Annotated in this window: 18 protein-coding genes and 1 pseudogene; 17 read left to right on the top strand and 2 right to left on the bottom strand. The window is 41.5% G+C overall.

Going from position 1 to position 25,330, the window contains the following annotated elements:
• Positions 1-12 precede the first annotated feature (12 nt).
• The 12 genes from NSQ79_RS08815 to addA all read left to right on the top strand — a co-directional run bounded on the left by NSQ79_RS08815 (position 13) and on the right by addA (position 17,402).
• The gene (locus NSQ79_RS08815) at positions 13-459 is read left to right on the top strand and encodes a LytTR family DNA-binding domain-containing protein (RefSeq protein WP_004183428.1); all 447 of its coding nucleotides are present in this window, start codon (positions 13-15) and stop codon (positions 457-459) included.
• A gap of 4 nt (positions 460-463) precedes the next feature.
• The gene (locus tag NSQ79_RS08810) at positions 464-1,159 is read left to right on the top strand and encodes a hypothetical protein (RefSeq protein ID WP_045769177.1); all 696 of its coding nucleotides are present in this window, start codon (positions 464-466) and stop codon (positions 1,157-1,159) included.
• Positions 1,160-1,483: 324 nt separating this feature from the next.
• Complete coding sequence (locus tag NSQ79_RS08805; RefSeq protein WP_004183425.1) at positions 1,484-3,082, top strand: Hsp70 family protein; 1,599 nt, start codon at positions 1,484-1,486, stop codon at positions 3,080-3,082.
• A complete protein-coding gene (locus NSQ79_RS08800; RefSeq protein ID WP_004183424.1) occupies positions 3,079-3,591 on the top strand; it encodes a hypothetical protein in 513 nt (170 codons plus the stop codon). The genes NSQ79_RS08805 and NSQ79_RS08800 overlap by 4 nt, the downstream gene beginning before the upstream one ends.
• 9 nt (positions 3,592-3,600) lie before the next feature.
• Positions 3,601-4,386 (top strand): ABC transporter ATP-binding protein, encoded by a 786-nt coding sequence (locus NSQ79_RS08795; RefSeq protein ID WP_164332230.1) that lies wholly within the window; start codon positions 3,601-3,603, stop codon positions 4,384-4,386.
• Positions 4,387-4,394: 8 nt separating this feature from the next.
• Positions 4,395-5,210, top strand: coding sequence for an ABC transporter permease (locus NSQ79_RS08790; RefSeq protein ID WP_037604722.1), 816 nt, complete (start codon positions 4,395-4,397; stop codon positions 5,208-5,210).
• Positions 5,211-5,471 carry a hypothetical protein gene (locus tag NSQ79_RS08785; RefSeq protein WP_014635017.1) on the top strand — a complete coding sequence of 87 codons (261 nt, stop codon included), beginning with the start codon at positions 5,211-5,213 and terminating at the stop codon, positions 5,469-5,471.
• Between the two features lie 9 nt (positions 5,472-5,480).
• On the top strand, positions 5,481-7,223 hold the full coding sequence (locus NSQ79_RS08780; RefSeq protein WP_138261781.1) for a DUF6287 domain-containing protein: 1,743 nt from the start codon (positions 5,481-5,483) through the stop codon (positions 7,221-7,223).
• 247 nt (positions 7,224-7,470) lie between these two features.
• Positions 7,471-8,781 (top strand): hypothetical protein, encoded by a 1,311-nt coding sequence (locus NSQ79_RS08775; protein ID WP_138261780.1) that lies wholly within the window; start codon positions 7,471-7,473, stop codon positions 8,779-8,781.
• A 35-nt stretch (positions 8,782-8,816) separates the two neighbouring features.
• Positions 8,817-10,190, top strand: a complete 1,374-nt coding sequence (locus NSQ79_RS08770) for a GHKL domain-containing protein (RefSeq protein WP_138261779.1) — start codon at positions 8,817-8,819, stop codon at positions 10,188-10,190.
• Positions 10,191-10,438: 248 nt separating this feature from the next.
• The gene (gene rexB, locus NSQ79_RS08765; RefSeq protein ID WP_164332229.1) at positions 10,439-13,759 is read left to right on the top strand and encodes an ATP-dependent nuclease subunit B; all 3,321 of its coding nucleotides are present in this window, start codon (positions 10,439-10,441) and stop codon (positions 13,757-13,759) included.
• Positions 13,749-17,402, top strand: coding sequence for a helicase-exonuclease AddAB subunit AddA (gene addA / locus NSQ79_RS08760; protein WP_339313560.1), 3,654 nt, complete (start codon positions 13,749-13,751; stop codon positions 17,400-17,402). Before rexB ends, addA begins: the two co-directional genes overlap by 11 nt.
• Positions 17,403-17,754: 352 nt before the next feature.
• Here the strand turns inward: addA and NSQ79_RS08755 are convergent, their stop codons facing one another.
• Positions 17,755-18,486, bottom strand: a complete 732-nt coding sequence (locus tag NSQ79_RS08755; protein ID WP_339313558.1) for a DUF554 domain-containing protein — start codon at positions 18,484-18,486, stop codon at positions 17,755-17,757.
• A gap of 274 nt (positions 18,487-18,760) precedes the next feature.
• Between NSQ79_RS08755 and NSQ79_RS08750 the strand changes: the two genes are divergently transcribed.
• A complete protein-coding gene (locus tag NSQ79_RS08750) occupies positions 18,761-19,492 on the top strand; it encodes an ABC transporter ATP-binding protein (RefSeq protein WP_002891761.1) in 732 nt (243 codons plus the stop codon).
• Between the two features lie 2 nt (positions 19,493-19,494).
• Positions 19,495-21,084: an ABC transporter permease gene (locus NSQ79_RS08745; protein WP_339313556.1), complete on the top strand. Its 1,590-nt coding sequence runs from the start codon at positions 19,495-19,497 to the stop codon at positions 21,082-21,084.
• A 58-nt stretch (positions 21,085-21,142) separates the two neighbouring features.
• Here NSQ79_RS08745 and NSQ79_RS08740 read toward each other — a convergent pair.
• Positions 21,143-22,392 (bottom strand): annotated as a pseudogene (locus NSQ79_RS08740) (ISL3 family transposase).
• 230 nt (positions 22,393-22,622) lie between these two features.
• Here NSQ79_RS08740 and proB point away from each other — a divergent pair.
• From proB to NSQ79_RS08725, 3 genes are all read left to right on the top strand, one after another.
• Positions 22,623-23,426 carry a glutamate 5-kinase gene (gene proB, locus NSQ79_RS08735; protein ID WP_339313555.1) on the top strand — a complete coding sequence of 268 codons (804 nt, stop codon included), beginning with the start codon at positions 22,623-22,625 and terminating at the stop codon, positions 23,424-23,426.
• A 1-nt stretch (position 23,427) separates the two neighbouring features.
• Positions 23,428-24,678: a glutamate-5-semialdehyde dehydrogenase gene (locus NSQ79_RS08730; protein WP_138261774.1), complete on the top strand. Its 1,251-nt coding sequence runs from the start codon at positions 23,428-23,430 to the stop codon at positions 24,676-24,678.
• A 97-nt stretch (positions 24,679-24,775) separates the two neighbouring features.
• On the top strand, positions 24,776-25,174 hold the full coding sequence (locus tag NSQ79_RS08725) for a DUF805 domain-containing protein (RefSeq protein WP_339313553.1): 399 nt from the start codon (positions 24,776-24,778) through the stop codon (positions 25,172-25,174).
• Positions 25,175-25,330: the final 156 nt, after the last annotated feature.

Raw genomic sequence — 25,330 nt, 5'->3', positions numbered from 1 at the left:
GAAAGGAGTCTTATGAAAGTTAGAATCGAATTAGACCCATCCATGGATGAGCCTGAAATCTTGATTCGAGCTCCTCGGTTAACACAGGAATTAGCCCAGCTCCAAGAGTCTATTCTAAAGCAAAAGTTAGTTCCCTTAGCCTTTTACAAGGATCGCAGTGAATATTTTCTAGATTTGGCAGATATTCTCTTTTTTGAAACAGACGGGGAGAAAATTTATGGTCATACTAAGGATGAGGCTTATGAGGTGAAGCAAAAACTCTACGAATTGGAAGAGTTGCTTCCGATTGCCTTTTGTCGGATTTCCAAATCGACGATTGTTAATGCTAAGCAGATTTATTCTTTGGAGAAGTCTTTTTCAGGGACCAGCACGGTGAATTTCTATCAGACCCACAAGCAGGTCCATGTATCAAGACGCTACTATCAAGTTTTAAAAGAACGACTAAACGAAATGAGGTAAGATAATGAGAAAGAAATTAATTGGGATCCTCTTGATCCTTTTGGCAGCTTTGGTAATTGTACAAGACTACTTTATAAAATGGGAAATTAGTATTTGGATGTTGGCCTGGGTGGTCTTATTAGCTATTTTATCTCTTTCTAGTCTTTTGAAGCGACATTTTGGTCTTGGTTTCGCCTATGGTATTGTGGCTCTTTTTTCACTCAATGGACAGTTCCATTTTCTTCCAGTATCTAATTCGGTCGTTATTTTTTCTTCTGTTCTTGCAGTTATTGGCTTGAACATTCTCTTCAATTCTTCTGGTAAAACAAAGAATCGTTTTGGATTGGGTGTAACTGGTTCAGACGCTAATAATGGAGGAAATGATATTGATGTCACTTTTTCATCAGTGACCAAGTATCTTAATGACCAGCAATTTACGCATGGGAGTGCAGATGTTAGTTTAGGACAGGCTTCCGTCTATTTTGATAATTGCCGTATTGAGGGGCCATCTGCCCAGTTTGATGTGGACGTTTCTCTTGGAAGTCTTAGTCTCTATGTGCCTAGTGATTGGCGAGTACATGTGAATGTGGATAATTCTCTCTCAGCTGTACAGCATGAGGAAAATCCTAGCAACTTGACTAGCAAGGACTTCTACATCAAAGGGGATGTTTCCTTGGGGAATTTAGAAATCATTTATGTTGGTGAGAGTTCGATTGATTAAGTTAGGAGAGAAGTTGCTCTAAACATGACAATGAGGAAGATCATATCCTCTGTATTTATAAGTTCATCCAATCTATCAGATTGATTGACACTCAAGGGAGTGGGACAAGGAACAATTTGTAAAAAGTTGTTCGGTCCTACCCCCTTTTTTCCTGTTTTATAGTCTCTTTATTTGTGATACTATAGTATAGTGAAAAAACTAGACTGGAATAACTTTACTCTTTTGGAGTTTTATGTGACAGCGATGAATGGAGACAATCTAAGCAGATGCCTGCTTGGAGCGATAGTCAAGTAAACTCAAAATGAGGCTGGAAGGGAAATTGTTATGAGAAAAAAAGCGATTGGTATTGATTTAGGAACAACGAATTCCGTTATGGCTGTTGTTCGTGAAGATATGCCAGAGATTATTCCGATGGGGACGAATGACGATCAGGTCTTACGTTCAGCGGTTTATTTCTCAAATATTGGTGGACAAAACCATGTGTCTTTTGGTAAGGAAGCCATTGAGCGTGGGACAGAAATCGGAAGTACAGAAAATTTTAAATTTGACTTTAAACGTGATATTGGGCGTCCAATTGCCAGTGATACACCAGACCACACACGTGTCAATTCTATTATTCTTTCTGCCTTGGTTTTGAACGAATTTCGTAAACGCGCTTATGTAGTTGGTCAGGAGATGGGGCAAGCAGATGGTATCAAGGATGCTGTTATCACAGTGCCTGCCTACTTTACGTCAGATCAACGTGCAGCAACTAAGAATGCTGGTCGTATCGCAGGATTTAATGTCTTGCGTATTATCAATGAGCCTACAGCTGCGGCTATTGCCTATGCCCACACTAAAAATGCTCAAGGAAATGTCTTGGTCTTCGACCTAGGTGGAGGAACTTTTGACGTTACCATCATGCGCGTGGCTGATCATGCCTATGATATTTTGGCAACTGATGGGAATTCACGTCTTGGTGGGATTGACTTTGATAAGCGTCTTGTGGGCTACATCATGCAGGAGTTGGAAAAACAAGGGGTCAATATGACTAACCTTTCCGAGAAGGAAAAAATTCAACTTCAATATAAGGCTGAGCAGATTAAGACTAGTCTGTCTGTGAATGACCAAGCTCTCTATGAGCACTATGTCAATGGTCAAGGTTACGGTGTCTTGATTACTCAAGCGATTTTCAATGAAATTACCTTGGACCTCCTCAAAGATACTGAAATCAAGGTGCAGTCTACTCTTCAAGCATCTGGCTTAAAATGGGAAGAGATTGATCATATTCTCCTTGTGGGTGGGTCAACACGTATGCCAATGATTCGTCAAATGATTCGCTTGATGAGTGGTTTGGAACCTAAGTTTGACCTTAATCCAGACACTATCGTGGCACAGGGAGCTTCTATTTTGGCTGACCTTATCGTCAATAATGAGGTTAGCTTCTCTGAACATCAGGATGGTAAGACAACTGAGACAGATAGAGTAGTTGTTAAGGATGTGACCTCTCAGGGAATCGGTCTGCTCTTCAAGAAAAATCCAAATAAGAACTACAGCTTTGTGGGTGACTACTATAATAGTGTCGTGGTTCCACGTAACTCGGTCTTGCCTTTGGCTGTTACTAAGGATCTCTTTGCGGTCGTGGATGGACAGAGCAAGTTCAAGCTTCGTATCACAGAAGGAAATTACGAGAATCCATTTGCTGTGAAGATTTTGGGACAAGTGGAAGGGCAAGTGCCACAACCTCGTCAGAAAGGCGAGCTCTTGGCACAAGTCACCTATGCCTTTGACTCAGAACAAATTGTTACCGTGACAGTATCGGATCCTCGAAGTAATACTGTTGTGGCACGCTTTTCAGTCAATGCACAAGTCAACCAAACCCAAGAAGTGGTTAAGGAAGATTTGTCAGAACTTCAAGCTATTTTTGCTAAATTCATCTCATGATAGACTACTACAAAGCAATTGATACAGAGACAGGACAGGAAGTGACCTATTTAAGAGAGGTCAGTAACCGCATCTCTCCAGAGATGTCGGCTCAAGATTGTTTCGTGGCTCTTTCCTTTTTACGTGAGGAGCTGGAGGAGCTCTGGACAAATGGTACCTTGGATAAAGAAGGTGAGCGTTTGCGCAGTGAGCTCTACACGATTCGCTCAATCTTTTTCTCAGACCATGAGAAGTTACAATATGACCGAAAACTTAGACAGGCTCAGAGAAAGGCCTTGGAAGTTGAGAAGGTGACGACCACTGATGCTAGCAATCTATCAGCTAAAAAGGAAATCCCTTTTGAACCTGTTGCGGTGACTCAGACTAAAGAGTCGCCTCTTAAAAATTACCTCTTTGCGGCCTTCGCTTTTGTGATTCTACTAAGCTTGATTCTCTTCTTCAATATCAATGTCATCGTTCTTATTATCGGAGCCATTCTAATTGTGGCTTTGATGTTACTTATGTCTTAGGAGATATTAATGGAAACCAATCAATTAACATTTGAACATATCTGTTTCAAATATAAGGGAAATGATAACCAGCTCTTTACAGATTTGGATGTTACTATGGAGACTGGTCAAGTTGTCGGTATCTTGGGTGCCTCTGGTTCAGGGAAAACAACTTTGACAGAGATTCTTTTGGGTCAGCTCAAACCGACTTGCCAACAATTTCGTATTTTAGAAAATGGCAAACCTGTGACTGCTGGTTCACGCTCTTGGTCCTATGTGCCCCAACAAAATCTCCTACGTGAGTACCTTAAGGTATCTGAGACCTTTGATTTTTATGCGGACCACCATCTGAAAGGGGGTGGTAAGCTGACTAAAAAGCATCGCATTGCAGGCATCATGGACGATTTAGGGTTGACAGAATTTGCCAATAAGAAGATTTCAGAGCTTTCTGGTGGGCAAAAACGTCGTGTCTCTATTGGTATCGAGCTTCTTAGCCCTAGTCCCTATTTTATTCTTGATGAACCGTCTTCAGGTTTGGATGCCCTTAGTGATCGTAATCTCTTACGTACCTTGAAAATCTTGGCTAAATCAGCTAACAAGTCTATTGTGGTTATTACCCACAACACAGAAAATTTGGCTATTTTTGACAAGATTATCTTCTTGTCTAAGGGACATCCGACATTCGCAGGAACCTATGAAGAGTTGCTTTTGGAATACAAGACTAGCGATCCGTATATGATTCGTAAATATATGGATATGAATATCGCAGATGTCTATCAAGAGCTCAATGCTTCAACACGTATTTACAAGATTTAGGGAGACTTATGAACGCAGCATTACGATTAAGTTGGTATAAATTTAAACACCACTACATGGATTTTGTGAAGGTTCTTCTGGGCATTGTCGCTTTCGAAGGCTTAATTCTCTATATCCAAGACAAGGGATTTTTGAAAGATTTCGAAACAACTCGAATGACCCTCTTTCTCTTGCTTTTCTCAACCAGTCTCTTGATTGTGGTTCAAAACAGTATTTATATTTCTAAGGAACGCTCGGTCCTCAACCGTGACTTTTTCTCAGGTTTGAGTCGTTCAGCCTTTGCCTTGGCTAGTATGGGGATTCACGCCTTCTTTGCTGTTTTGGAAACCATTGTCTTTATCCTATCTTACTCTGTCTTTAGTAAGTTCTTTGACAAGGAATTTCCAGATGCTGGTCATATTTTTGGTTCCTACCGTTGGGAAGTTGGGATTACAGTGCTTCTGGTTTTCTTGGCCTCGCATTTCATTGCCCTCTTTATCTCAGCCTTGGTTGGCAAATCTGAGATTACCTCTGTTATCCTAGCAGTCGTTGTGGGTATCATGCAATTTTCATTGTCGGGAACTATCCTGTCTTTGCCCAAAGCCATTGATTGGGTACAAAAGTTTATCTATCTTGGTTATGGCCACAAGCTTTTTGGGATTTCTAGTGACTTGTCAGACTTGCCATCTAGTTTGGCTAAGTACCATGTTCCTGTCCCTAAGAGCCAGTTGGAGGCTTTTCAAGGTTCTACAGGCGAATTCTGGGGACAATGGTGGGCCTTGGTGCTTCATTGCCTAGTTTATGCCCTACTCTTTTTCGTCACACTTCAGAAGAAGGAGAAATAAATGCAACAATATGATGAATGGCTGATTGACTTCCAAGTGCAGCATGGTCGCAAGCCAAGTGATAAGGAAGTTGCTGAAGCTGCTAAGGCTGGTTTTGCCCTTTCTAGTGGCTTGAGCAGACAGAAAAATTCTAAATTCAGACAAGTTTTGTCTAAGGTTGGTTTGGGTGATCTCAAGTTTAGCTGGTTTTTAGTTTTGGAAATTTTGCTCTTGATTTGTATTGCTCTCTTTGGCTATGTTGTTGGCTATCTATTTATCTAGGAGGACCTCATGAAACAGTTTAAACATAAAAAGTTTATCGGTTTAGCCTTGATTGTCTTTTTGGTCTTCATGGTACTTGGAAAATACACTCAGAGCACGGCATTTACATCATCTTCAAGAGTTTATGCCACAACCGTTGTCGATAAGAATACCGGGAACAAGGTGCGTTTTGAAGTTCGTAAGATCAAGGGAGACAAATACGAAGTCAAAAATACGGAGACTGGGGATACCTATCAGGCTAATGCCCAAGCCGGCGAAGACCGTTCTTTGAGCTTTAAGTTGCCTGGAACTAACGGTAGCTCAGACGGTACTATCCGTATCACACCAAGTATGGTACCTGGAGGAGATGCAAAGGTTGAAATGACTGAATCAGACACCTATACTCAGGTTGAGGGAGGCTCTGAAGTCGTTGAGTCTAGCGAGGCTTCGTCTAGTTCTTCAAGTAGCCAAGTTAAAAGTATAATTAAGGATATTTTGGAATCAAGTAGTTCATCCTCTGGTAGTGATGCAAGCTCAGAATCGTCTTCTAACGATCCAAATAAGCCAAATGCAGATATCAAGACTAAGACTGATGTCAATGGTGATAAGGAAACCACTTATATTGCAGACTATTCGACTGAGGACATTAAGTCTATCACGGAAGCTTTTGGGAAATGGCTCTATCAGTCTGATTATGCCAAGGATGCTGTTTTAGTTCAAAGCAGCTTTGACAGCATCACCAAGGTCAATGATGGTAGTCCAACCTTCCTGTCATTTAAGGCACCTAAGGAAAAAGGTAGCAGCCAAACGATTACCATCCTTGCTAATCTCATCAATGCGGATGGCTATGAACATATTACTGGTGTTCCGAGTGGTATCATCAATGGCAAGGAAGTCTCAAACTATGATTTCAAGGATTATAAAAACACGGTTGATTCCTTTGCTTTAGGGATTAATGAGAATAGTGGCAAGACCGCAGACTATAGCCCAACATCATCCTTCCGTCTTTATACCTTGAAGGATAAGAAACATGCTATGTATGAAGACGATGCTGCTGAACAAAAAGCCCTCTTTAAGGACTTTTCAGCTGATGATAAAACCGGTGGCAATTATAATGGTTACAACAAGCTCTATAAGGATTTGGTTGACCAAGATAAGGATTCTTACCAAATCGTTCTAGGCTCTAATGGTACCGTTTATTATGTGACGAACTACTGGAAGGGCAATTACGATAAGAAGGCTGTTCAGACCTATAAGGTAGCACCAGATGACATGCAAGAGGCTTACCAAGAGTTGCTCAAGCATTACTCTAGTGCTAGCACATCTGAAAGCTCAGAATCTTCAAGTTCTTCACAAACATCGGAGTCATCATCAAGCTCATCAGAGGCTAAGACAGAATCAAAAACGGAAACTAAGACCGAACAAACAGGCATGGATGTTAATGCTATCAAGGATAATAACTTCCAAAGCCTCGAAGGGACTTGGAAGAATGGGAATGGTAGTAGTTTGACATTTTCTAAGGATCAAGTAACTGCGCCAACAGATTATGAGGTCCAAAATGCTAATTCCAGTCTTGAAAATGGCTACCTAAGAGCGAGTCTAAGAACAGGAATGTATGGGGCAATAATCTTTTTCATCCCGAAAGGTACGACATTACCGAATATATCAGGAGACTATCCTGATGCTTCAGATAATACCAAAGACCGTATCCTAGTGACCCAATCAGGAAGTGCACAATCTGACGCCAAACAATTCTACTACAAGGCTGACTAGATCTGATAAATCTGAAAGTTGAGATAAAATTATCTCAACTTTTTATATTATATTTGTAACTTTAATTTAATAGTCAACCTTCCTTGTATAAATAAGCGGATTCTTAGGGAGGTAAAGGTTTTTTTAGAAAATTAATTATTGTGAAAACTTACAAAAAGCTATATAATGAGTAGTGTTGTAAAAAGGGCTTCCTAGGGGATTTTTGAGGAAGTTTCTTAAATCAGATTAAAGGGAGAGGGGGAAAAGAATGACTTCTATTATTGAATCGCTACTTGCTGTTTTTAAAGATTTTCATTGGCTAGTATCTATAGACACGCTCTTGATTTTCTTTGTCAATTATCTGATGTTTCATGCAGCTGGTAGGGTCAAGATTTCTTGGTGGCTACTTTTATTAGGTGGCCTTTTATCAGTTGTTTTGACTCCTCTTCTTCCTATGGGATTCAAATTTTTACTTAATCCTCTCATTTTATTTTGTTTTAGTTATTACAAACGTCCAGACTTGCCATGGATAGAGCCGGTATTTAATAGTTTTTATGCCTGGGGAACAACCAATATCATTATACGAGGCTTGTCATTAATCGTCTTTCCTTTACTTTTGGGAGCCGACTTGATGAGCCGTATTCCAGAATCTTTAACGGAGTTTATATGTGTGGTAGTTACCTATCCTCTTTATCTTTTGGTTCACCGTTTTATTGGTTATGAATATTTGCAGGTCGAGGAAAAGGAGCGCTTACGCATTCACTTCACCCCTATTGTTATTGGGGTTAGTTTTGCCTTTCTTTCATACGGGCTTCTAAATGATTTCATGCCTTACTTTGCTAGCATCTGGCCTGTGGAAGTGGTTAACAATTATGCCAAGTTGATCGTTCTATTAGCAACAGGAGCCTTCTTCATTGTTGTTTCCTATGCTAACCAGTGGATTAAGGATGAACTTTTTCTGGAGTTGAAAGAGGAGCAGGAGCGTCATTTCCAGAGCTTACAGGAATCTAGTAGACATATCCTCCATCTCTATCAGGATCTATACCGTGATGGAGTGCCTAAGGTAGTCGTACCTAAGAAGGCTAAGACCGTTCTGGCTACTAGTCAAGAGGGAGACACTCAGAACTTATCTGAGGAGGAAGTTCCCTTCAGCAAGGTTATGCCAGATATTTCTAACCTGCGTTCTCAATTGTTACGTTCCGTCATTGAGAGTAAGTATATGGAGTTTCATGCTGTTGGCGTTGATTTTATCATGGAGGTTCCAGACCCTATATCCCCAGTTCATATCGATGTGGTGGATTTATCAGCTGTTCTAACGACCTTCTTGGACAATGCCTTGTTGAGAGCTCATGGTCAAGAAAATAGTTTAGTTCGTCTGTCTTATTACCAAAGAGGTGAGGTCCAGGTCCTCTCTGTAGAGACAACCCTTTCGCAAGATAGTGCCGAGGCGCCCCACGAGGTGTATGAGAATCACTTATCAATCAATGAGCAGCTTGAAGATATTATGGAGCGTTACCCTCAGTCTAAACTTAGCTTTAAGAATGATAAGTTCATCTATAGACAGCAATTTGAATACTAAATAACTTGTAAAAAAATAAATAGAAAGGAGATTCGATGTTTGAATCGTTTTTGGGAATAAATTTTTTAAATCTCTATGATACAGATGCCTTTCTAGCCATTCAGCTTATTTTAACTCTGACGATAAATTGTGCCATTTTCAAACGAATGACAGACATTCGTATCTCCTGGACGGTCTTCTTGACCTTAGCCCTGTTAGATGTAGTCATTCAGTATAATATTACTAACATGATTATGGTTTTTGATGTCTTTATCCTGATGATTTTGGCCTTTCTTGCTAAAGGGAAGACCTGGTCGGTGACCCAGTATGCTTTTCATACCTTGTTTCCAGTGGTGACGTCAGATTTACTTTATCGTTTATTGGGACTCTTCTTTATTCCCCTTCTCTTGAATCTCCCTGTCGCTGAGGTAGGGTCAAATGCTCTTTTCTATCTCTTATCTTACGGTTTGATTTTGCCACTTTATTTTGTATTTGATCGTTTCTTGGGCTTGGATTTGAAGCGTTGGAAGGTCTATAGCGATGACTCTTTCCAGAACCTCCAGATTTCTAGAAGAGTTGCTATAGCAATGGCCATTTATTTATTGGGAATCTATCTCAGTGTGAATTTAGACAGTTGGTTCCCTGGCTACTCTTCAGAGGTGGAGTTGAGACTTCGGATGCTTTGGGTTCTCTTGTCCGCAGTGGCTTTCATTTTCCTAATTGCCCATCTTAATCAACTGTCTCGGCAGTATTTGGAAGAGAGTTTGGCCATGGAGGAAAAGAGGCATTTGAATAGTTTGACCAAGGCCAACCAAAAGATTGATCTTCTCTACAATGAGTTGTTACAATACAGACAGTCTTATCAGACGGTTGTGGAACAATTTTCAGAGGAAGTACGTGACCAGGAAGAGGCTCTTGCTGAACAGGTGTACCAGAATGTCCTTAGAGAGAGTGCCAAGGAGTTTGAACGTTTCCGTGTCATTGATAATCCTAAGCTGGAAAATATTCAGTCCCTACCTTTACGTAGTCTGCTTTCGGCTCGTATGATGGAGACTAAACGTAGTAATATTCCAGTGACTTGTGATATTCCTGAGGAGATTTCAGGGTTTACCATGAACGTGGTTGACTTGACCTTGCTGGTGTCTATTTTCTTTAGTAATGCGATTGATGAGAGTAAGCAGGTGCCTGTCAGTCAAATCAAGTTTAGTTTTCATCGACATGATAAGGATGGAAGTTACCATTTCGTCATGGAAAATAGGACGCAAGAAGAAAAAGTTGACCTTGATGCCATTATGCAGGAAGAAAATCAGAAGAAGACCTCAGGTCTTAACCTCCACTCAGCCAAGGATATTCTTAGGAAGTATAGTGATGCCAATTTGATTACAAGCAGTGGTGATTACCTCTTCAAACAGGAATTGATTTTTAAATAAAGATGTAGAGCTAAATCAGAGGATTTGGCTCTTTTTTTAGGTACAAGTCCATGAAGGAGGGGTCTTTGCTGTTGAGCTTATGCTTATGTGTGAAACTTAGGACATCGGAGGAGATAGGAGCAAGGGAGGAGTCTGATTGTTGCTTCATTCTGTGTTATAATAGCAAGGATTAGTGGTTGTTAGCACTAAGTGAATGGCAGTTCTTGCTTGGCCTAACGACTGGTGTAGAGATAAGAAAGGGACGTCTTATGAAATTACTTTATACGGATATGTCTCAGGATTTAACAGAAATTCTGACGGAGCAGGCAACCAGCTATGCTCAAAAGGGAAAGAGGGTCTTTTATATTGCCCCTAATGCCCTGTCATTTGAGAAGGAGCGTAAGGTCTTGGAATACCTGCCTCAGTCAGCATCCTTTGAGATTACGGTGACTCGTTTTACTCAGATGGCGAGATACTTTATTCTCAATACGAGCAACCCAAAGACTCAGCTGGATGATACTGGTCTGGCAATGATTTTTTACAAGGTGTTGTCGCATATGGACGATGATGAGCTCAAGGTTTATGGCCGTTTGCGCAAGGATAGTAACTTTATTAATCAATTGGTGGACCTTTACAAAGAGTTGCAGCAGGCTAATATGACGGTTCTGGATTTGCAGCATTTGGATCAGGTTGAGAAACAAGAGGATTTGCTCAGGATTTTCAGTGCAGCTCAGGACCTCTTGTTGGCAGGAGATTTTGATAATCAATCAAAACTTAGTGCCTTCTTCAAGGAAATTACCTCAGGACATCTGGATAAGGCACTGAGTAATACGGTTTTGGTCATTGATGGCTTTACGCGTTTCTCTGCCGAGGAGGAGGCCCTAGTTGCCCTCTTGAATGATAAGTGCCACCAAATTGTCATTGGGACTTATACCAGTCAAAAAGCTTATAGTGCTAACTTTGTTTACGGCAATGTTTATCAGGCTTCAGTGGATTTTCTGAGAACTCTGGCTCAGACCTATAAGGTGACACCCGACTATGTGACGACAGACAAAGAGGGGAATCCTTCTTTTGCACGTATTAGCCGTCTTTTGGAGAGCCGTCATGATTTTAGTACGATTGACGAGCAGCTGACTGCTCAGGACAAGCAAGCTTTGCAGGTTTGGAAAGTGGTCAACCAAAAGGAAGAAGTGGCTCAGGTTGCTAAGAGTATTCGTCAGTTGCTAGCAGATGGCAAGCGCTATAAGGATATCTTGGTCTTGCTAGGTGATGAGGAGAGTTATAAGCTTCAGGTGGGTCAGATTTTTCGAAAATTTGATATTCCCTATTATTTCGGTAAGGAAGAAACCATGTCTAGCCATCCTTTGGTGCAGTTTGTGGATTCCTTGGAGCGGATCAAACGCTACAATTACCGTGCTGAGGATTTACTTAATCTCATAAAATCCGGTCTCTATGGTGGTTTTGCTCAAGAGGATTTAGACCTTTTTGAGTATTATGTCAATTTTGCAGATATCAAGGGGCGTCACAAGTTCCTTTCTGATTTCACGGCTAATAGTCGTGATAAGTATGATTTGGACCAGCTCAATGCCTTGAGGTCACAACTGGTAGAGCCTTTGGACAAGTTGCTTAACAGTCGCAAACAGAAGGGGTCTAGTCTGCTCAAAAAACTTGTGGTCTTTTTAGAGGCTGTGCAAGTGCCAAGTAAGATGGCTGCTTTGACTGGCAAGGCTAGTGAGGCCGAAAAAGAGCAGAATGAACAGGTCTGGAAGGCTTTCACACAACTCTTGGAGCAGGTTGAGACTATTTTTGGGGAAGAAACTCTGTCAGTGGACGACTTTTTGTCCATTTTGCGTTCAGGAATGTTGGCCTGTGATTACCGTACGGTCCCAGCCACTGTCGATGTGGTTAATGTGAAGAAATACGATTTGATTCAACCACACTCTGCTCCTTATGTTTTTGCCTTGGGAATGACCCAGTCGCATTTTCCAAAGGTAGGGCAAAATAAGAGTCTCCTGTCTGACGAGGAACGTAGTCGTATCAATGAAGCTACGGACGAGCACAGAAGTTTGGATATTGTTACGCAGAGCAATAGTCAGCGGGGGCATTTCGTGGCTATGTCACTTTTTAATGCGGCTAGTGAACAATTGGTGCTTAGTCAGCCACAAATTCTCAATGAGACACAGGATGACATGTCGGTTTATTTGAAGGAACTTCTTGATCTTGGTCTTCCTTTGGTTGAAAAGGGACGCAATCGTTTCGAGGCTAAAGGTGACCAGATTGGAAACTACAAGGACCTCTTGTCGACTGTCATTGCCCTTAATAGCAGTCAGCTAGATGCTGATTTGGACAAGGAAACCCAGACTTTCTGGTCAGTTGCTGTGCGTTATCTCCGTAAGCGACTTGATAAGGACCAAGTCTTGATTCCAAATGTGATTGACGATGTGACGACGACCAAGGTGGATGATCAGGTCATGCAGTTGGTCTTTCCGGGGGAAGAACCACTGAAATTATCAGCTTCGGCTCTGACAACCTTCTATAACAACCAGTATCTTTATTTCTTGCGCTATGTCTTGGGGCTTCAGGAGTTGGAATCTATCCATCCGGATGCTCGACACCACGGGACTTACTTGCACCGTGTCTTTGAGCGTGTCATGGGGGATTCTTCGTCAGAAAACTTCGATGATAAACTGGAAAAGGCAATTGCTCAGACCAATCAGGAGCAACCCTTTGAACTCCTCTATACGGAGGACCAGGAGAGTCGTTTGTCCCGTCAGATTTTGGAAGATATCGCTCGTTCTACAGCTAGTGTTTTACGTGATAATGCAGCCGTTAAGGTTGAGCGAGAGGAAGCCAAGTTTGACTTGCTTTTAGCTAATAGCATCAAGATTACAGGGATTATTGACAGGGTGGACCGTTTATCGGATGGGGCTCTGGGTGTCGTTGACTACAAGTCAGGTAAAAATGTCTTTGACATTCAAAAATTCTACAATGGCCTTAGTCCGCAGTTAGTAACCTATCTAGAAGCCCTTCGCCAGACCTATAAGGTTGATGCTGATCAGCTTTTTGGTGCCATGTATTTACATATGAAGGACCCACAACTTAATCTGGCTCAGTTTGGCTTGGACAAGCTAGCGGCTCAGGCTCATAAGGAATTGACCTATAAGGGACTCTTTGTGGCTTCAGAGACGGAGCATCTGGCTGGTGGAAACTATGATTTACAAAAGACTGTCACCTACGACAAGGAGGACCTAGAGACCTTGCTAGAATACAACATTAAGCTCTTTACAGGTGCTGCTGAAGTTATTCGAAGCGGGAATTTTGCAGTCAATCCTTATACCGAGGATGGCAAGTCTGTTCAAGGGGATCAAATCAAGGCTATTACTCATTTTGAGGCCGACCGCCACATGGGACAGGCTCGAAAGCTCCTGCGTTTACCAAGTAGGGGCAAGAAGGAAGCCTATTTGGAGCTGATGGCAAAAGATGAGGACAAGAATCAGATGCAAGTTGCTGAAAAAATCATCCCCTTTCCAGTCACTGATCAAGCTGTGACAGCAGACAAAAAAGACCAGGAGGACAACCATGTTGACTAAAGCTTTTTTAAGTCCAACAGAGATTAAGGAACGCATTGCCCAAGAAGCAGCTTCTGACAAGGAACGCAAGTTAACACCTGAGCAGATTGAGGCCATTTACAGTAATGGTAGCAATATTCTTGTGTCAGCTTCGGCTGGATCAGGAAAAACCTTTGTTATGGTTGAGCGTATCCTTGATATGATTGGACGTGGCGTTGGCATTGATCAACTCTTTATCTCAACCTTTACGGTAAAGGCCGCGGGTGAGTTAAAAGAGCGTCTGGAAAAGCGTCTGACAGAGCAACTTGGACAAGTTGAGACGGATGAAGAGCGTGCCTTTCTTTCAGATCAGATTGCCAAGATTGGAACGGCTGATATTGGAACTATGGATGCCTTTACCCAGAAATTGGTCAATCAGTATGGCTATCTCCTGGGTGTGTCACCTATTTTCCGCATTATGACAGACCCTGCCGAGCAGACACTCATGAAAAATGAGGTTTATGCTGATCTCTTTAACGATTATATGCAAGGAAAGGATGCCCAACTTTTCCAAAAATTGGTCCGCAACTTCGCAGGAAATGGCAAGACTAGTAAGGCTTTTCGTGATTTAGTTTACGATGTCTATAACTTTTCTCAGGCTACTGCAGGTCCTGAAAAATGGCTACGTCAAAATCTTTTAAAAGGGCAGGCAGAGGCCAATCCAGAAAAGGCTAAAGCTGAGCTTTTAGAGGGTCTCAAAGATGGCTTGTTGGCTGATTTCTTAGACTTCTTAAGAGACCATCTAGGTCTAGCTCAGCGTGAATTTGCCAAGGCCAAATATCTAAATAATGTGTCAGATGCCATTAGCCTTCTTGAAGGAGCCTTGGCTAATGACCAAACGGATATGGAGGACCTGCTCAAACAACTCTTGACTTTGTCAGGAGGGACTGGTTTGACCAATATGACCCGTCCTAAAGACGAGGAACTCAAGGCCTACAAGGAAGCTTACAACAAGACCAAAAATGAGTTTGTGGCCCAGTTGCGAGAGATTGATACCCAACTAACGGTCCTCGAGGTTTTGACCAAGCATAATGATGACATCCTACCTCTGTTGGAGTTGCTTCAGGCCTTTGTACTTGATTTTTCGGACCAGTATTTACAGGCCAAGATTCAGGAAAATGCTTTTGAATTCTCGGATATTGCCCATTTTGCTATCCGTATTTTGGAGGAAAATCCAGAGGTGGCAGCTAGCTACCGTGACCGTTACCATGAAGTAATGGTAGACGAGTATCAGGACAATAGCCATACCCAAGAACGCATGTTGGAGCTCCTCTCTAACGGCCACAACCGATTCATGGTGGGAGATATCAAACAATCCATCTATCGTTTCCGTCAGGCGGATCCTCAGATTTTTAACGGCAAGTTTCAGCTCTTCCTTGAAAATCCAGATGCAGGTAAGTTGATTCTCCTTAAAGAGAACTTCCGTAGCCAATCTGAGGTTCTTGATGCGACTAATGGTGTTTTCAGCCACCTCATGGACCAGGAAATCGGAGATATCCTCTATGACAAGACGCATATGTTGGTAGCAGGTAGCGAGAAGCAAAAAGAACCCCATCCTGAAAATGAGACAGAGGTTCTGATTTACAATAGTGATGAAGCGAGTGTAACTCCTGACGAGGAAAGTGCTGATCAACCTATTAGTAGCGGAGAGATTTCCTTGGTTATCAAAGAAATCATCAAACTTCACGAGCAGGGTGTACGTTTTGAGGACATTACCCTCCTAGCACCAACCCGCAACACCTATCTGGACTTGATGGCAAGCTTTGAGGAGCACGGAATTCCCTTGGTTCCTGACGAGTACAAGTCAAGCTACCTAGAGTCACTAGAAGTTATGATTATGTTGGATACCCTTCGTGCCATCAATAATCCTCTCAATGACTACGCCTTGGTTGCCCTCCTTCGTTCACCTATGTTTAACTTCAACGAGGACGATTTGGCTCGGATTGCTGTTCAGGCTGACAAAGTGCAATTCTATGACAAGCTTCTTGCAGCTCATACTAAATCAGGACTTCATCCAGAAGTCGTGACGCAAGGACTGGAGGCAAAGTTGACTCTCTTCATTGAGACTCTGTCAGATTGGCGTGATTACAGTAAGTGGCACTCGCTTTACGACCTCATTTGGAAGATTTACGACGATCGTTTCTATTATGATTATGTTGGCAGTCTTCCACGAGCTGAGCAACGTCAGGCCAATCTCTACGCCCTTGCCTTGCGTGCCAATGCCTATGAAAAGACTGGCTTTAAGGGACTTTCCCGTTTTATTGGCATGATTGATAAGATCATTTCTAGCGGTAACGACCTAGAGGAAGTGACAGACTTGGTTCCCAAAAATGCAGTTAGCCTTATGACTATTCACAAGTCCAAGGGACTAGAGTTCAAGTATGTCTTTGTCTTGCAGATGAATCGCAAGTTCATTGGTCACAGCAAGGACGGACTGAGTGGTAAGTACATTATCAACCGTGAAAAAGGACTTGGCATTAAGTACCTAGCTGACCTCAAAGACCAGGTAAACACCAATTTGCCTAAGTTAAATGTTGTTCTCGAGACCTTAACCTTCCAGGAAAATCGTAGGGAAGAGCGTCGAGCAAGTATCTCAGAAGAGATGCGTTTGCTCTATGTTGCAATGACCCGTGCAGAGAAAAAACTCTACCTAGTTGGTAAGGGCAGTAAGGAGAAATTGACCCAGCAATTTGGCACGGATGTTGAAAATAATCGCCTACCAGTAGCTCTACGTGACCAAATCGCTACTTATCAGGATTGGGTTATGGCTTTGGATACTGCCTTTATGAGAAAGGATCTCAAGTTTACTGTTCGCTTTGTAGAGGCTGAGGACTTGACTCCAGAGGCTATTGGTCAGGTTGAAGTTCAAGCGGCAGTAGATGCTGATGATCTATCTAACAATCACCAGACGGAAGACATTAAGCGTGCCCTAACGGTCTTAGAAAGTGTTGAAAGACTTAACCAACTTTATGAACCTGCGATTGACCTGCCATCTGTGCGTACGCCGAGCCAGCTCAAAGCCTTCTACGAACCTGTCATGGATACCGAAGGGGTGGATATTATGGACAAGAAAGAGGAAGTGCAACCTCTTGAGACTACCACTAGCTTTGAGCTTCCAGATTTTGGGCAAAAAACCAAGGTCACTGGAGCTGCAGTTGGTTCAGCCACCCATGAACTCATGCAACGCTTGAGTCTTTCTGACAAGGTGACCCTCCAAGATTTGACACAGGCCTTGAGTCGAGTATCGGCAGATGATCAAGTCAAGGCGCGCCTGCAGTTAGAAAAGCTACTAGGCTTCTTTGACACCGAACTTGGGAAGCTCATTCTAGCTAACCGTGATAAGTTGCGTCGCGAAGCGCCATTTGCCATGTTGGCAGAAGACCCGACTAGTAAGGAAGACTTTGTCGTCCGTGGTATCATCGATGGCTACCTTCTTCTTGAAGACCGTATTGTCCTCTTTGACTATAAGACAGACCGCTTCACTCAACCTGGTGAGCTTAAGGAACGTTACAAAGGGCAAATGAGCCTCTATGCTAAAGCACTCAGCCAAGCCTATCAAATAGATAAGATTGATAAATACCTTATTCTCCTAGGTGGAAAAGACTTGGAAGTCGTAGAAGTATAAGCTATAGCCTAACCATTCTTTCATAGTGAAAGAGTGGTTTTTTTGTGTCTTAATCCCACCAAAAAAGACCGGTGTGCACACACCAGTCTTTTCGATAGATTTCCATCAGTATTGTAAGTTCGTTAAAATATTAGAGGATGGAAATAGTTATGAAAAAAAGTATCTTGTAGGTTGCTTGGGCCTACAAGGGCTATTATAACAAACTCATCTTAGTCTAAACAAGGTTAGAAAAATTAGAATTAACCGTCACAAACATTACTAGTTTTTAATAGTTAGGATCCATAATAGCAATAAATAGAGATAAAAACCGTCAGCATGAGACTGACGGTTTTAGTTTATTTTAATCCTAATATCAACTAATCAAAGGAACCACCCAATTGACCCAGGCCCAGGAAATAGGCATAACCAGAATCATGGCTGGAATCATATCTGCTGTTGGGAATTGACGCAGTTTCATAATACGAAAACCGGTCGCAATCATGAGGAAGCCCCCGCAAGCCTTAAAGTCTCCAATCATGGCTTTTGTTGTTAGAGGGAGAATGAAACCAGCACTCACAAAGAGGAGGAAGAAAACGATAAATTGTGGAATGGCAATCATGGAGACGATGTAGCCTAGACTACAAGAGAAAATCATAGCCGTAAAGAAATCTAGGATAGATTTAGAAATTAAGATAGAAGCATCGCCTGTCATCCCAGACTCAAGGCTCCCGTAAATTCCTGTACCACTCGCACAAAAAAGGACGATAACTGTCAAGAGATGCGCATAAAACTCATCGTGAGCTAACCCTGTTTGCTTGCTTGGTGTAATCTTGGACAAGCCTTTTTCCATTAGCCCAGCTCCCTTATTGATGAGGTTTCCAAACTTTAGGGCCAGCCCAATGATGGTACCGATAACTACCGCAAAGATAACCGCAGGCATGTTAACCATATTCATAATAGCGCTAATCCCCATTACCATAGAGGCTAGGCCAAAGATAAGGTTAAGATTTTCCTTGAAATCGTCTCTGAGATAGTCCCCGAAGAGCCCTCCAGCGATTCCTCCTAAGATAATAGATAGCGAGTTGATGATAATTCCCGTTGGCACCAGTGATTTTCCTCCTATTTATTCTAAATACTATAAGTTTAGCATTATCAAAGACCGAATGCAAAATTGTCTCGTTTTTACAAACGTTTTCTTGAAATTGTACCTTTGAAATGATACAATAAACGAGAAGATAACAAAACAGCGTTATCTAAAACTAGTGCCGATATTATTAGAGCATTGTCCATAAAAAACAAGGTAATAACTCTAATTTATAATCTAATATAAAGTATAAAATGAGACTATTGTTAAATAGATTCTCAAGAAAGGATAAAAGATGATTCGTTTTGAACACGTAACGAAACGTTATGAAGATAAGGATGCTCTCTCAGATCTTAACCTCGAGATTCGAGATGGGGAGATTTTTGGTCTGATTGGTCACAATGGGGCTGGTAAGACCACGACTATTTCCATTTTGACGTCTATCATTGAAGCTAGCTACGGTGAAGTTTACGTCGATGATATGGCCCTCAGCCAACATCGTGATGCTATCAAGAAAAAAATCGCTTATGTGCCAGATTCACCAGACTTATTCTTAAATTTAACTGCTAATGACTATTGGTACTTTTTGACACGTATCTATGATTTGGAAGCTAGTCAGGTTGAGGAACGTTTGACTAATCTTATGGCTACCTTTGACTTGACGGAAAGTCGCTATAACCTCATTTCTTCCTTCTCTCACGGTATGCGTCAGAAGGTTGTCGTTATCGGTGCTCTTCTGGTTAATCCGCAGATTTGGGTTTTGGATGAGCCTTTGACTGGTCTGGATCCACAGGCATCTTATGATTTGAAAGAAGCCATGCGTAACCATGCTAAGGAGGGTAATAGTGTCCTCTTCTCAACCCACGTTCTAAGTGTAGCTGAGCAGCTCTGTGATCGTATTGCTATTTTGAAGAAAGGAAAACTCATCTTCCAAGGGTCTCTGGCTGAACTTAAGTCTCAGTACCCTGACAAGGATTTGGAAACCATTTATCTGGAAATGGCTGGACGTAAGATCGAGGAGGTGTAGTCATGAACTGGAACCATGTTTGGGAGCTTTTTAAAATTAATCTCCTCTATGCAAATCCTCAAGCAGTAACTAACCTACAGAAACGTCAAGAGAAAAAGAAAAAGGCCAATTTCTCCATCGTTAATGCCATGCTTAGACAACAACTCTTGATTTTAATTATTTTTACGGTTGTATATAGCTATCTTTTTGTAGGCGTCGATTATAAGGCCAATCCTGGAGTCTTAACCCTATATCTTTTGACATTTTCAATCATGGGGCTTCTCCAGACTTTTACGGCTCTCTATAGTACCTTTTACGATAGTAAGGATAGCAAGGCTTATCTGCCTCTTCCCTTAAAGCCGTCAGAAGTCTTTTTGGCCAAGACCTTGTCAGGTTCTATGGTTGGGATGACCTTCATGGTACCTATCCTTAGTCTTCTCATTCTAGCTTACTGGCAATTTATTGGCCCACTGGGGATAGTCGTGGGGCTTCTATCCTTTATCGTTTCTCTCTTTATCAATCTCGTTTTTTCAGTGATTCTGTCTAATAGTATTGGAACGCTGATTGTTCGCAGTTCTCGTCAAAAGCTCTATTCGACTATTTTGATGACCCTGTCAACCCTATTGATTATGTTCCCTATCATGATGGTTGGTTTTCTTAATGGTTATATTAAGGGTGCTGGACATATTGATTTTCCTTTATTGCCTTATCTAAGAGGTTACTATGATGTGGTAGCTGCTCCTCTATCTCCAGAGGCTCTACTAAATTTTTATCTTCCTCTTATCTTAGTGCTTATCTTGGGCTTTTGGTTTTATAAAGTCAGAATGCCTCGTTATTTCCACGAAGCCATTTATAACAAAAAGGCTAGAAAGACTCAGGTAAAAGTTGTTACTCGAAGTCAAAGACAGGTCTTGGTTCGCCATCATTTATCTACTTTGGGAAACTCAACCCTCATTATCAATACCTATGTGGTACCAGTCTTATATATGATCATGCTGGGTGGAGGTGCGTTCTTTTTGAAAGATTTAGGCCCAGACTATTTCGGGCTCATGCTTTTAGTCGGAATTGCCTTTGGTTTCTTTTCAGCGCAACCAACAAGTTTTCTTGGTGTAGCAACTTCCTTAGAGGGCACAAACTTTGACTTTATTCGTAGCCTACCAATCAATACGGGTGACTATCTTCGTCAAAAGTTTTGGATTTTCTATGGCTTGCAAGTCGGTGTATCCCTCTTACTAGGAGGATTTGGTTTAATATTCCTTGCACATCTCCATCCTATTTTGGTGGCAAGTTTCGCTCTTGGTTTTCTGGTAACAACCTACCTTGTAGGTGGCTATTTCTTTGAACGTGACCTTAAATTATTGGAAGTGAATTGGCAGGAAGTCACTCAGCTCTTCAATCGGGGTGGCGGCCAGTGGCTCTATATGGGTATCTTTATTCTTACAATTTTCATCGCTGCCTTGCTAGGAGGTATTGTCTTCTTTGCAAGTAAGTTCTGGATTGCCCTAGTAGTTAACGCTATAGTATCTGGGCTTATAGCTTTAATTGCCCTAATCGTGTATCTCTTTGTTGATCGCAGACGTTGGAAACGCATTAGAGCCATGTTTTTTGCCTAGAACAAACTGTTTAAAGAGGGTTCTTTGTCAACTGTAGTGGGTGACGAAAAGCTAACATCTAGAGAGGACATGATAGGTCTTCTCTTTTTTTATGTTCAGAATGATGAAGACACGTTTCTTAAAGTTGATGAAGTTTCTAAAACCGAAGCCCAGACGTTTGATGTCTTTGATAAGCTTATTGGTCCCCTCCAATTTTGCATTTGAGTAATGTGTTTCTAGTGCGTTTTTGATGTATGGTTTGTGTCTAAGGAAGGTCCTAAAGACAGTTTTGAAGTAATGATTGACCTTGCTTATATTCTCCTCTATGAGCTCAAAAAACTCATCCCCCCTCTTCTCTTGAAAGTGAAACAGCAACAGCTGATAGAGGTTATAATAATTAGCGAGTTCTTCTGAAAAGTCTAGTGTCTTCGCAACGACTTCATGTGGTGCTAAAGTTTGACGGAAAGTCTTTGAATAGAAAGAGTTGAGAGATAACTTACAGCTGTCCTTTTGGAAGAGTCGCCAGTGATTTTTCAAGGCTCGATAGGGTAGTGACTTCTTATCGAATTGGTTCATAATCGCAATTCTTGTCTTTAAAAAGGCACGTCCAAGGTGCTGGATGATGTGGAAACGATCAATAATGATTTCGGCATTTGGGAAAAGTCTTCGAGCTAGTGGCATATAGGCTCCTGACATGTCCATCGTGATAAACCGTACCTTTTGTCGTACTTTCAATGGATACTTCAAAAAGTAGTTTCGAATCGTGGTTTGACGGCGATTATCAAGGATGGTTATGAGTTTGTTGGTCTCATAGTTTTGCGCCACAAAAGCGAGTTCACCTTTCTTGAACCCAAACTCATCCCAGGACATAACCCTTGGGAGTTTGTCAAAATGTTCCTTGAAAGTAAACTGATCAAGCTTACGAATGACAGTGGATGTCGACACACGAAGTCTTCTGGCAATATCTGTTAGTGACACCTTTTCAGTAAGGAGTTGTGAGACCTTTTGACGGACTAGATTTGAGATTTGGCAGTTTTTCTCAACGATAGATGTCTTAGCTACCGTGACTCTCTTACAACTTTTACACTGGAAACGGCGTTTCTTCAGACGTAGCAGTGTAGGCGTTCCAGCTTGTTCGAGAAGAGGAATTTTAGAAGGCTTTTGAAAGTCACAATTGATCATCTTTCCTTGGCAGTGAGGACATGATGGTGCAGGGTAATCAAGTTTTGCTTGAATCTCGATATGAGTGTCAGTTTCAAAAACAAGTGAAATCTTGATATTTTGGTCTTTAATTCCGATTAATTCTGTGGTATTCTTAATAGGTCTCATAAGTTCTTCCTAATGGTAGTTTCGTCGCTTTTCATTATAGTTCTTATGGGACTTTTTGTGTACACTTAAAAAGCTCTATAATCTCTACAGTGGTTTTACCCACTACAGAAATTATAGAGCCTTAAAGAGTCTCTCCGATTGGAGGGATTCTTTTTTACTGAAAATCCTTAATATGTAAACTTATGCATTATATATGTTAAAATACCTGAATTTAGTGTATAATCATAAACATGAAACGAAATTTTGACTCAGTAAAACGCCTGGTTATCAAAATCGGGACTAGCTCTCTGGTTTTACCATCAGGGAAAATTAATCTTGAAAAAATCGATCAATTAGCTTTTGTCATTTCTAGCCTGCATAATAAAGGGATTGAGGTTGTCCTCGTATCCTCTGGTGCCATGGGCTTCGGGCTCAATGTCTTAGACCTAGACAAGCGACCGGCTGAAGTTGGTAAGCAACAAGCCGTCTCAAGTGTAGGGCAGGTAGCCATGATGAGCCTCTATTCTCAGGTCTTTTCACATTACCAAACCAAGGTATCTCAGCTTCTTTTGACCCGTGATGTGGTCGAGTATCCTGAGAGTCTGGCCAATGCCATCAATGCCTTCGAGAGCCTCTTCAAGCTTGGAGTTGTTCCAGTTGTTAATGAAAATGATGCTGTCAGCGTAGATGAAATGGACCATGCGACTAAGTTTGGGGACAACGACCGCTTGTCAGCTATCGTATCTAAGATTGTTGGTGCTGACCTACTCATTATGTTGTCAGATATTGATGGGCTCTTCAATAAGAACCCAAATGTCTATGAGGATGCCACCCTTCGTAGCTATGTCCCAGAGATTACAGAGGAAATTATAGCCTCAGCTGGTGGTGCCGGTAGTAAATTTGGTACAGGTGGTATGATGAGTAAGATTAAGTCAGCTCAGATGGTTTTTGAAAATCAAAGCCAAATGGTTTTGATGAATGGTGAAAATCCACGTGACATCCTTCGTGTCCTAGAAGGAGCCAAGATTGGTACACTCTTTAAAAAGGAGGACTAAGATGACATATATCGATACACTAGGTCAACAGGCCAAGGTGGCAGGTCGTCAGATTGCTAAATTGTCAACAGCAGCTAAAAACGACCTTTTAAATCAGGTAGCTAAAGCTCTAGTAGCTGAGAGTGCCTATATTATCACTGAAAATGCTAAGGATATGGCCAATGCTAAGGAAAATGGTATTTCAGAGATTATGCAAGACCGCTTGCTCTTGACGGAAGACCGTATCGCAGGGATTGCTGAGGGTGTCCGTCAGGTGGCAGATCTTCAGGACCCAATCGGTCAAGTAGTTCGTGGCTATACGAATCTGGATGGTCTCAAAATTGTTCAAAAGCGTGTTCCTATGGGTGTTATCGCTATGATTTTTGAGAGCCGTCCCAATGTCTCAATCGATGCCTTTAGCCTTGCCTTTAAAACCAATAATGCCATTATTCTTCGTGGAGGACGTGATGCCATCAATTCCAACAAGGCCTTGGTTACAGTAGCTCGTAAGGCTTTGGAAAATGCGGGTATCACAGCAGATGCCGTTCAGCTGGTTGAAGATACCTCTCATGAGGTAGCAGAAGAACTCATGGCGGCGACTAAGTATGTAGACTTGCTCATCCCTCGTGGTGGAGCTCGTCTCATCCAAACGGTTAAAGAAAAAGCCAAAGTTCCAGTCATTGAAACGGGTGTTGGTAACTGTCATATTTATGTGGATAAATATGCTAATTTGGATATGGCGACACAGATTGTCATCAATGCCAAGACTCAACGACCAAGTGTGTGTAATGCTGCAGAATCTCTCGTTGTTCATGCTGATATTGCGGAAGACTTCTTACCTAATTTGGAAAAAGCTATTTCAAAAGTTCAGGCTGTTGAGTTCCGTGCGGATGAAACGGCTTTGAAACTTATGGAAAAAGCTGTACCAGCTTCACCAGAAGATTTTGCGACAGAATTTCTTGACTATATCATGTCTGTTAAAGTAGTAGATAGCCTTGATGAGGCCATTGATTGGATTAATACTTACACGACATCGCATTCAGAGGCTATTGTGACTCAGGATATCAGTCGTGCGGAGCAATTCCAAGATGATGTTGACGCTGCAGCTGTCTATGTTAATGCCTCAACCCGCTTCACAGATGGATTCGTCTTTGGACTAGGTGCTGAAATCGGAATCTCAACCCAAAAAATGCACGCCCGTGGCCCAATGGGACTTGAGGCCCTAACCTCAACCAAGTTCTATATTAATGGCCAAGGTCAAATCAGAGAATAAACCATCAAGCTCCATGAAGGAGCTTTTTTAAGTTAGTTTGCTAGACGACAGACCTTCTGATATACTGGTGGTATCATAAAAAAAGGGGGATTTTATTATGATTGAAGCCTACAAAAAATTTTGGAAGGGCTATGTCGATTTCACGGGACGTTCAACACGTTCAGATTATTGGTTTGCAGTATTAGCAAATATTTTAGTTATTTGGGCTTTTGGGATTATAACATCCATATTTATAGTTGCCAATGGTGGTAGTATGGACGGCGCACTAGGTACTATTGCAACGGTAATGATATTGGCTATGTTTGTATATTGTCTTGCCGTTATATTACCATTTATTTCAATTCAAGTACGTCGTTTGCGTGATGCTGGCTATCACTGGGCATTTATTTTCTTACGTTTCGCCTTAGGAATAGGTGGGATTATACTCTTGGTTTTGTACTGTCAACCAACAAAAGTAGAAGTGCCATTTAACAACTTCAATAATCCACAGCAATAATGCAAATCAGCCAACTCTTAGAGTTGGTTTTTTTATTTTCAGTGGATTTTTAATACATTTAATTTGAATAACACCATAAAATTATAAATAAAGAAAATAATAATAACATTAGATCTAAACCCTATATATTTTTCGTTTAAAAAATTGATAAAAATT

Source organism: Streptococcus sp. FSL W7-1342, assembly GCF_037966635.1.
GTDB lineage: Bacteria > Bacillota > Bacilli > Lactobacillales > Streptococcaceae > Streptococcus > Streptococcus salivarius_D.
This window is presented reverse-complemented; position numbering and strand designations above follow the sequence as displayed.

What these genes read in the sequence shown, in the direction of transcription:
- NSQ79_RS08770 (WP_138261779.1), top strand. Translation starts at nt 8,817, where the DNA reads ATGTTTGAATCGTTTTTGGGAATAAATTTTTTAAATCTCTATGATACA.
- NSQ79_RS08785 (WP_014635017.1), top strand. Translation starts at nt 5,211, where the DNA reads ATGCAACAATATGATGAATGGCTGATTGACTTCCAAGTGCAGCATGGT.
- NSQ79_RS08790 (WP_037604722.1), top strand. Translation starts at nt 4,395, where the DNA reads ATGAACGCAGCATTACGATTAAGTTGGTATAAATTTAAACACCACTAC.
- NSQ79_RS08725 (WP_339313553.1), top strand. Translation starts at nt 24,776, where the DNA reads ATGATTGAAGCCTACAAAAAATTTTGGAAGGGCTATGTCGATTTCACG.
- NSQ79_RS08780 (WP_138261781.1), top strand. Translation starts at nt 5,481, where the DNA reads ATGAAACAGTTTAAACATAAAAAGTTTATCGGTTTAGCCTTGATTGTC.
- addA (WP_339313560.1), top strand. Translation starts at nt 13,749, where the DNA reads ATGTTGACTAAAGCTTTTTTAAGTCCAACAGAGATTAAGGAACGCATT.
- NSQ79_RS08745 (WP_339313556.1), top strand. Translation starts at nt 19,495, where the DNA reads ATGAACTGGAACCATGTTTGGGAGCTTTTTAAAATTAATCTCCTCTAT.
- NSQ79_RS08750 (WP_002891761.1), top strand. Translation starts at nt 18,761, where the DNA reads ATGATTCGTTTTGAACACGTAACGAAACGTTATGAAGATAAGGATGCT.
- NSQ79_RS08775 (WP_138261780.1), top strand. Translation starts at nt 7,471, where the DNA reads ATGACTTCTATTATTGAATCGCTACTTGCTGTTTTTAAAGATTTTCAT.
- NSQ79_RS08810 (WP_045769177.1), top strand. Translation starts at nt 464, where the DNA reads ATGAGAAAGAAATTAATTGGGATCCTCTTGATCCTTTTGGCAGCTTTG.
- NSQ79_RS08800 (WP_004183424.1), top strand. Translation starts at nt 3,079, where the DNA reads ATGATAGACTACTACAAAGCAATTGATACAGAGACAGGACAGGAAGTG.
- NSQ79_RS08805 (WP_004183425.1), top strand. Translation starts at nt 1,484, where the DNA reads ATGAGAAAAAAAGCGATTGGTATTGATTTAGGAACAACGAATTCCGTT.
- NSQ79_RS08730 (WP_138261774.1), top strand. Translation starts at nt 23,428, where the DNA reads ATGACATATATCGATACACTAGGTCAACAGGCCAAGGTGGCAGGTCGT.
- rexB (WP_164332229.1), top strand. Translation starts at nt 10,439, where the DNA reads ATGAAATTACTTTATACGGATATGTCTCAGGATTTAACAGAAATTCTG.
- NSQ79_RS08795 (WP_164332230.1), top strand. Translation starts at nt 3,601, where the DNA reads ATGGAAACCAATCAATTAACATTTGAACATATCTGTTTCAAATATAAG.
- proB (WP_339313555.1), top strand. Translation starts at nt 22,623, where the DNA reads ATGAAACGAAATTTTGACTCAGTAAAACGCCTGGTTATCAAAATCGGG.
- NSQ79_RS08815 (WP_004183428.1), top strand. Translation starts at nt 13, where the DNA reads ATGAAAGTTAGAATCGAATTAGACCCATCCATGGATGAGCCTGAAATC.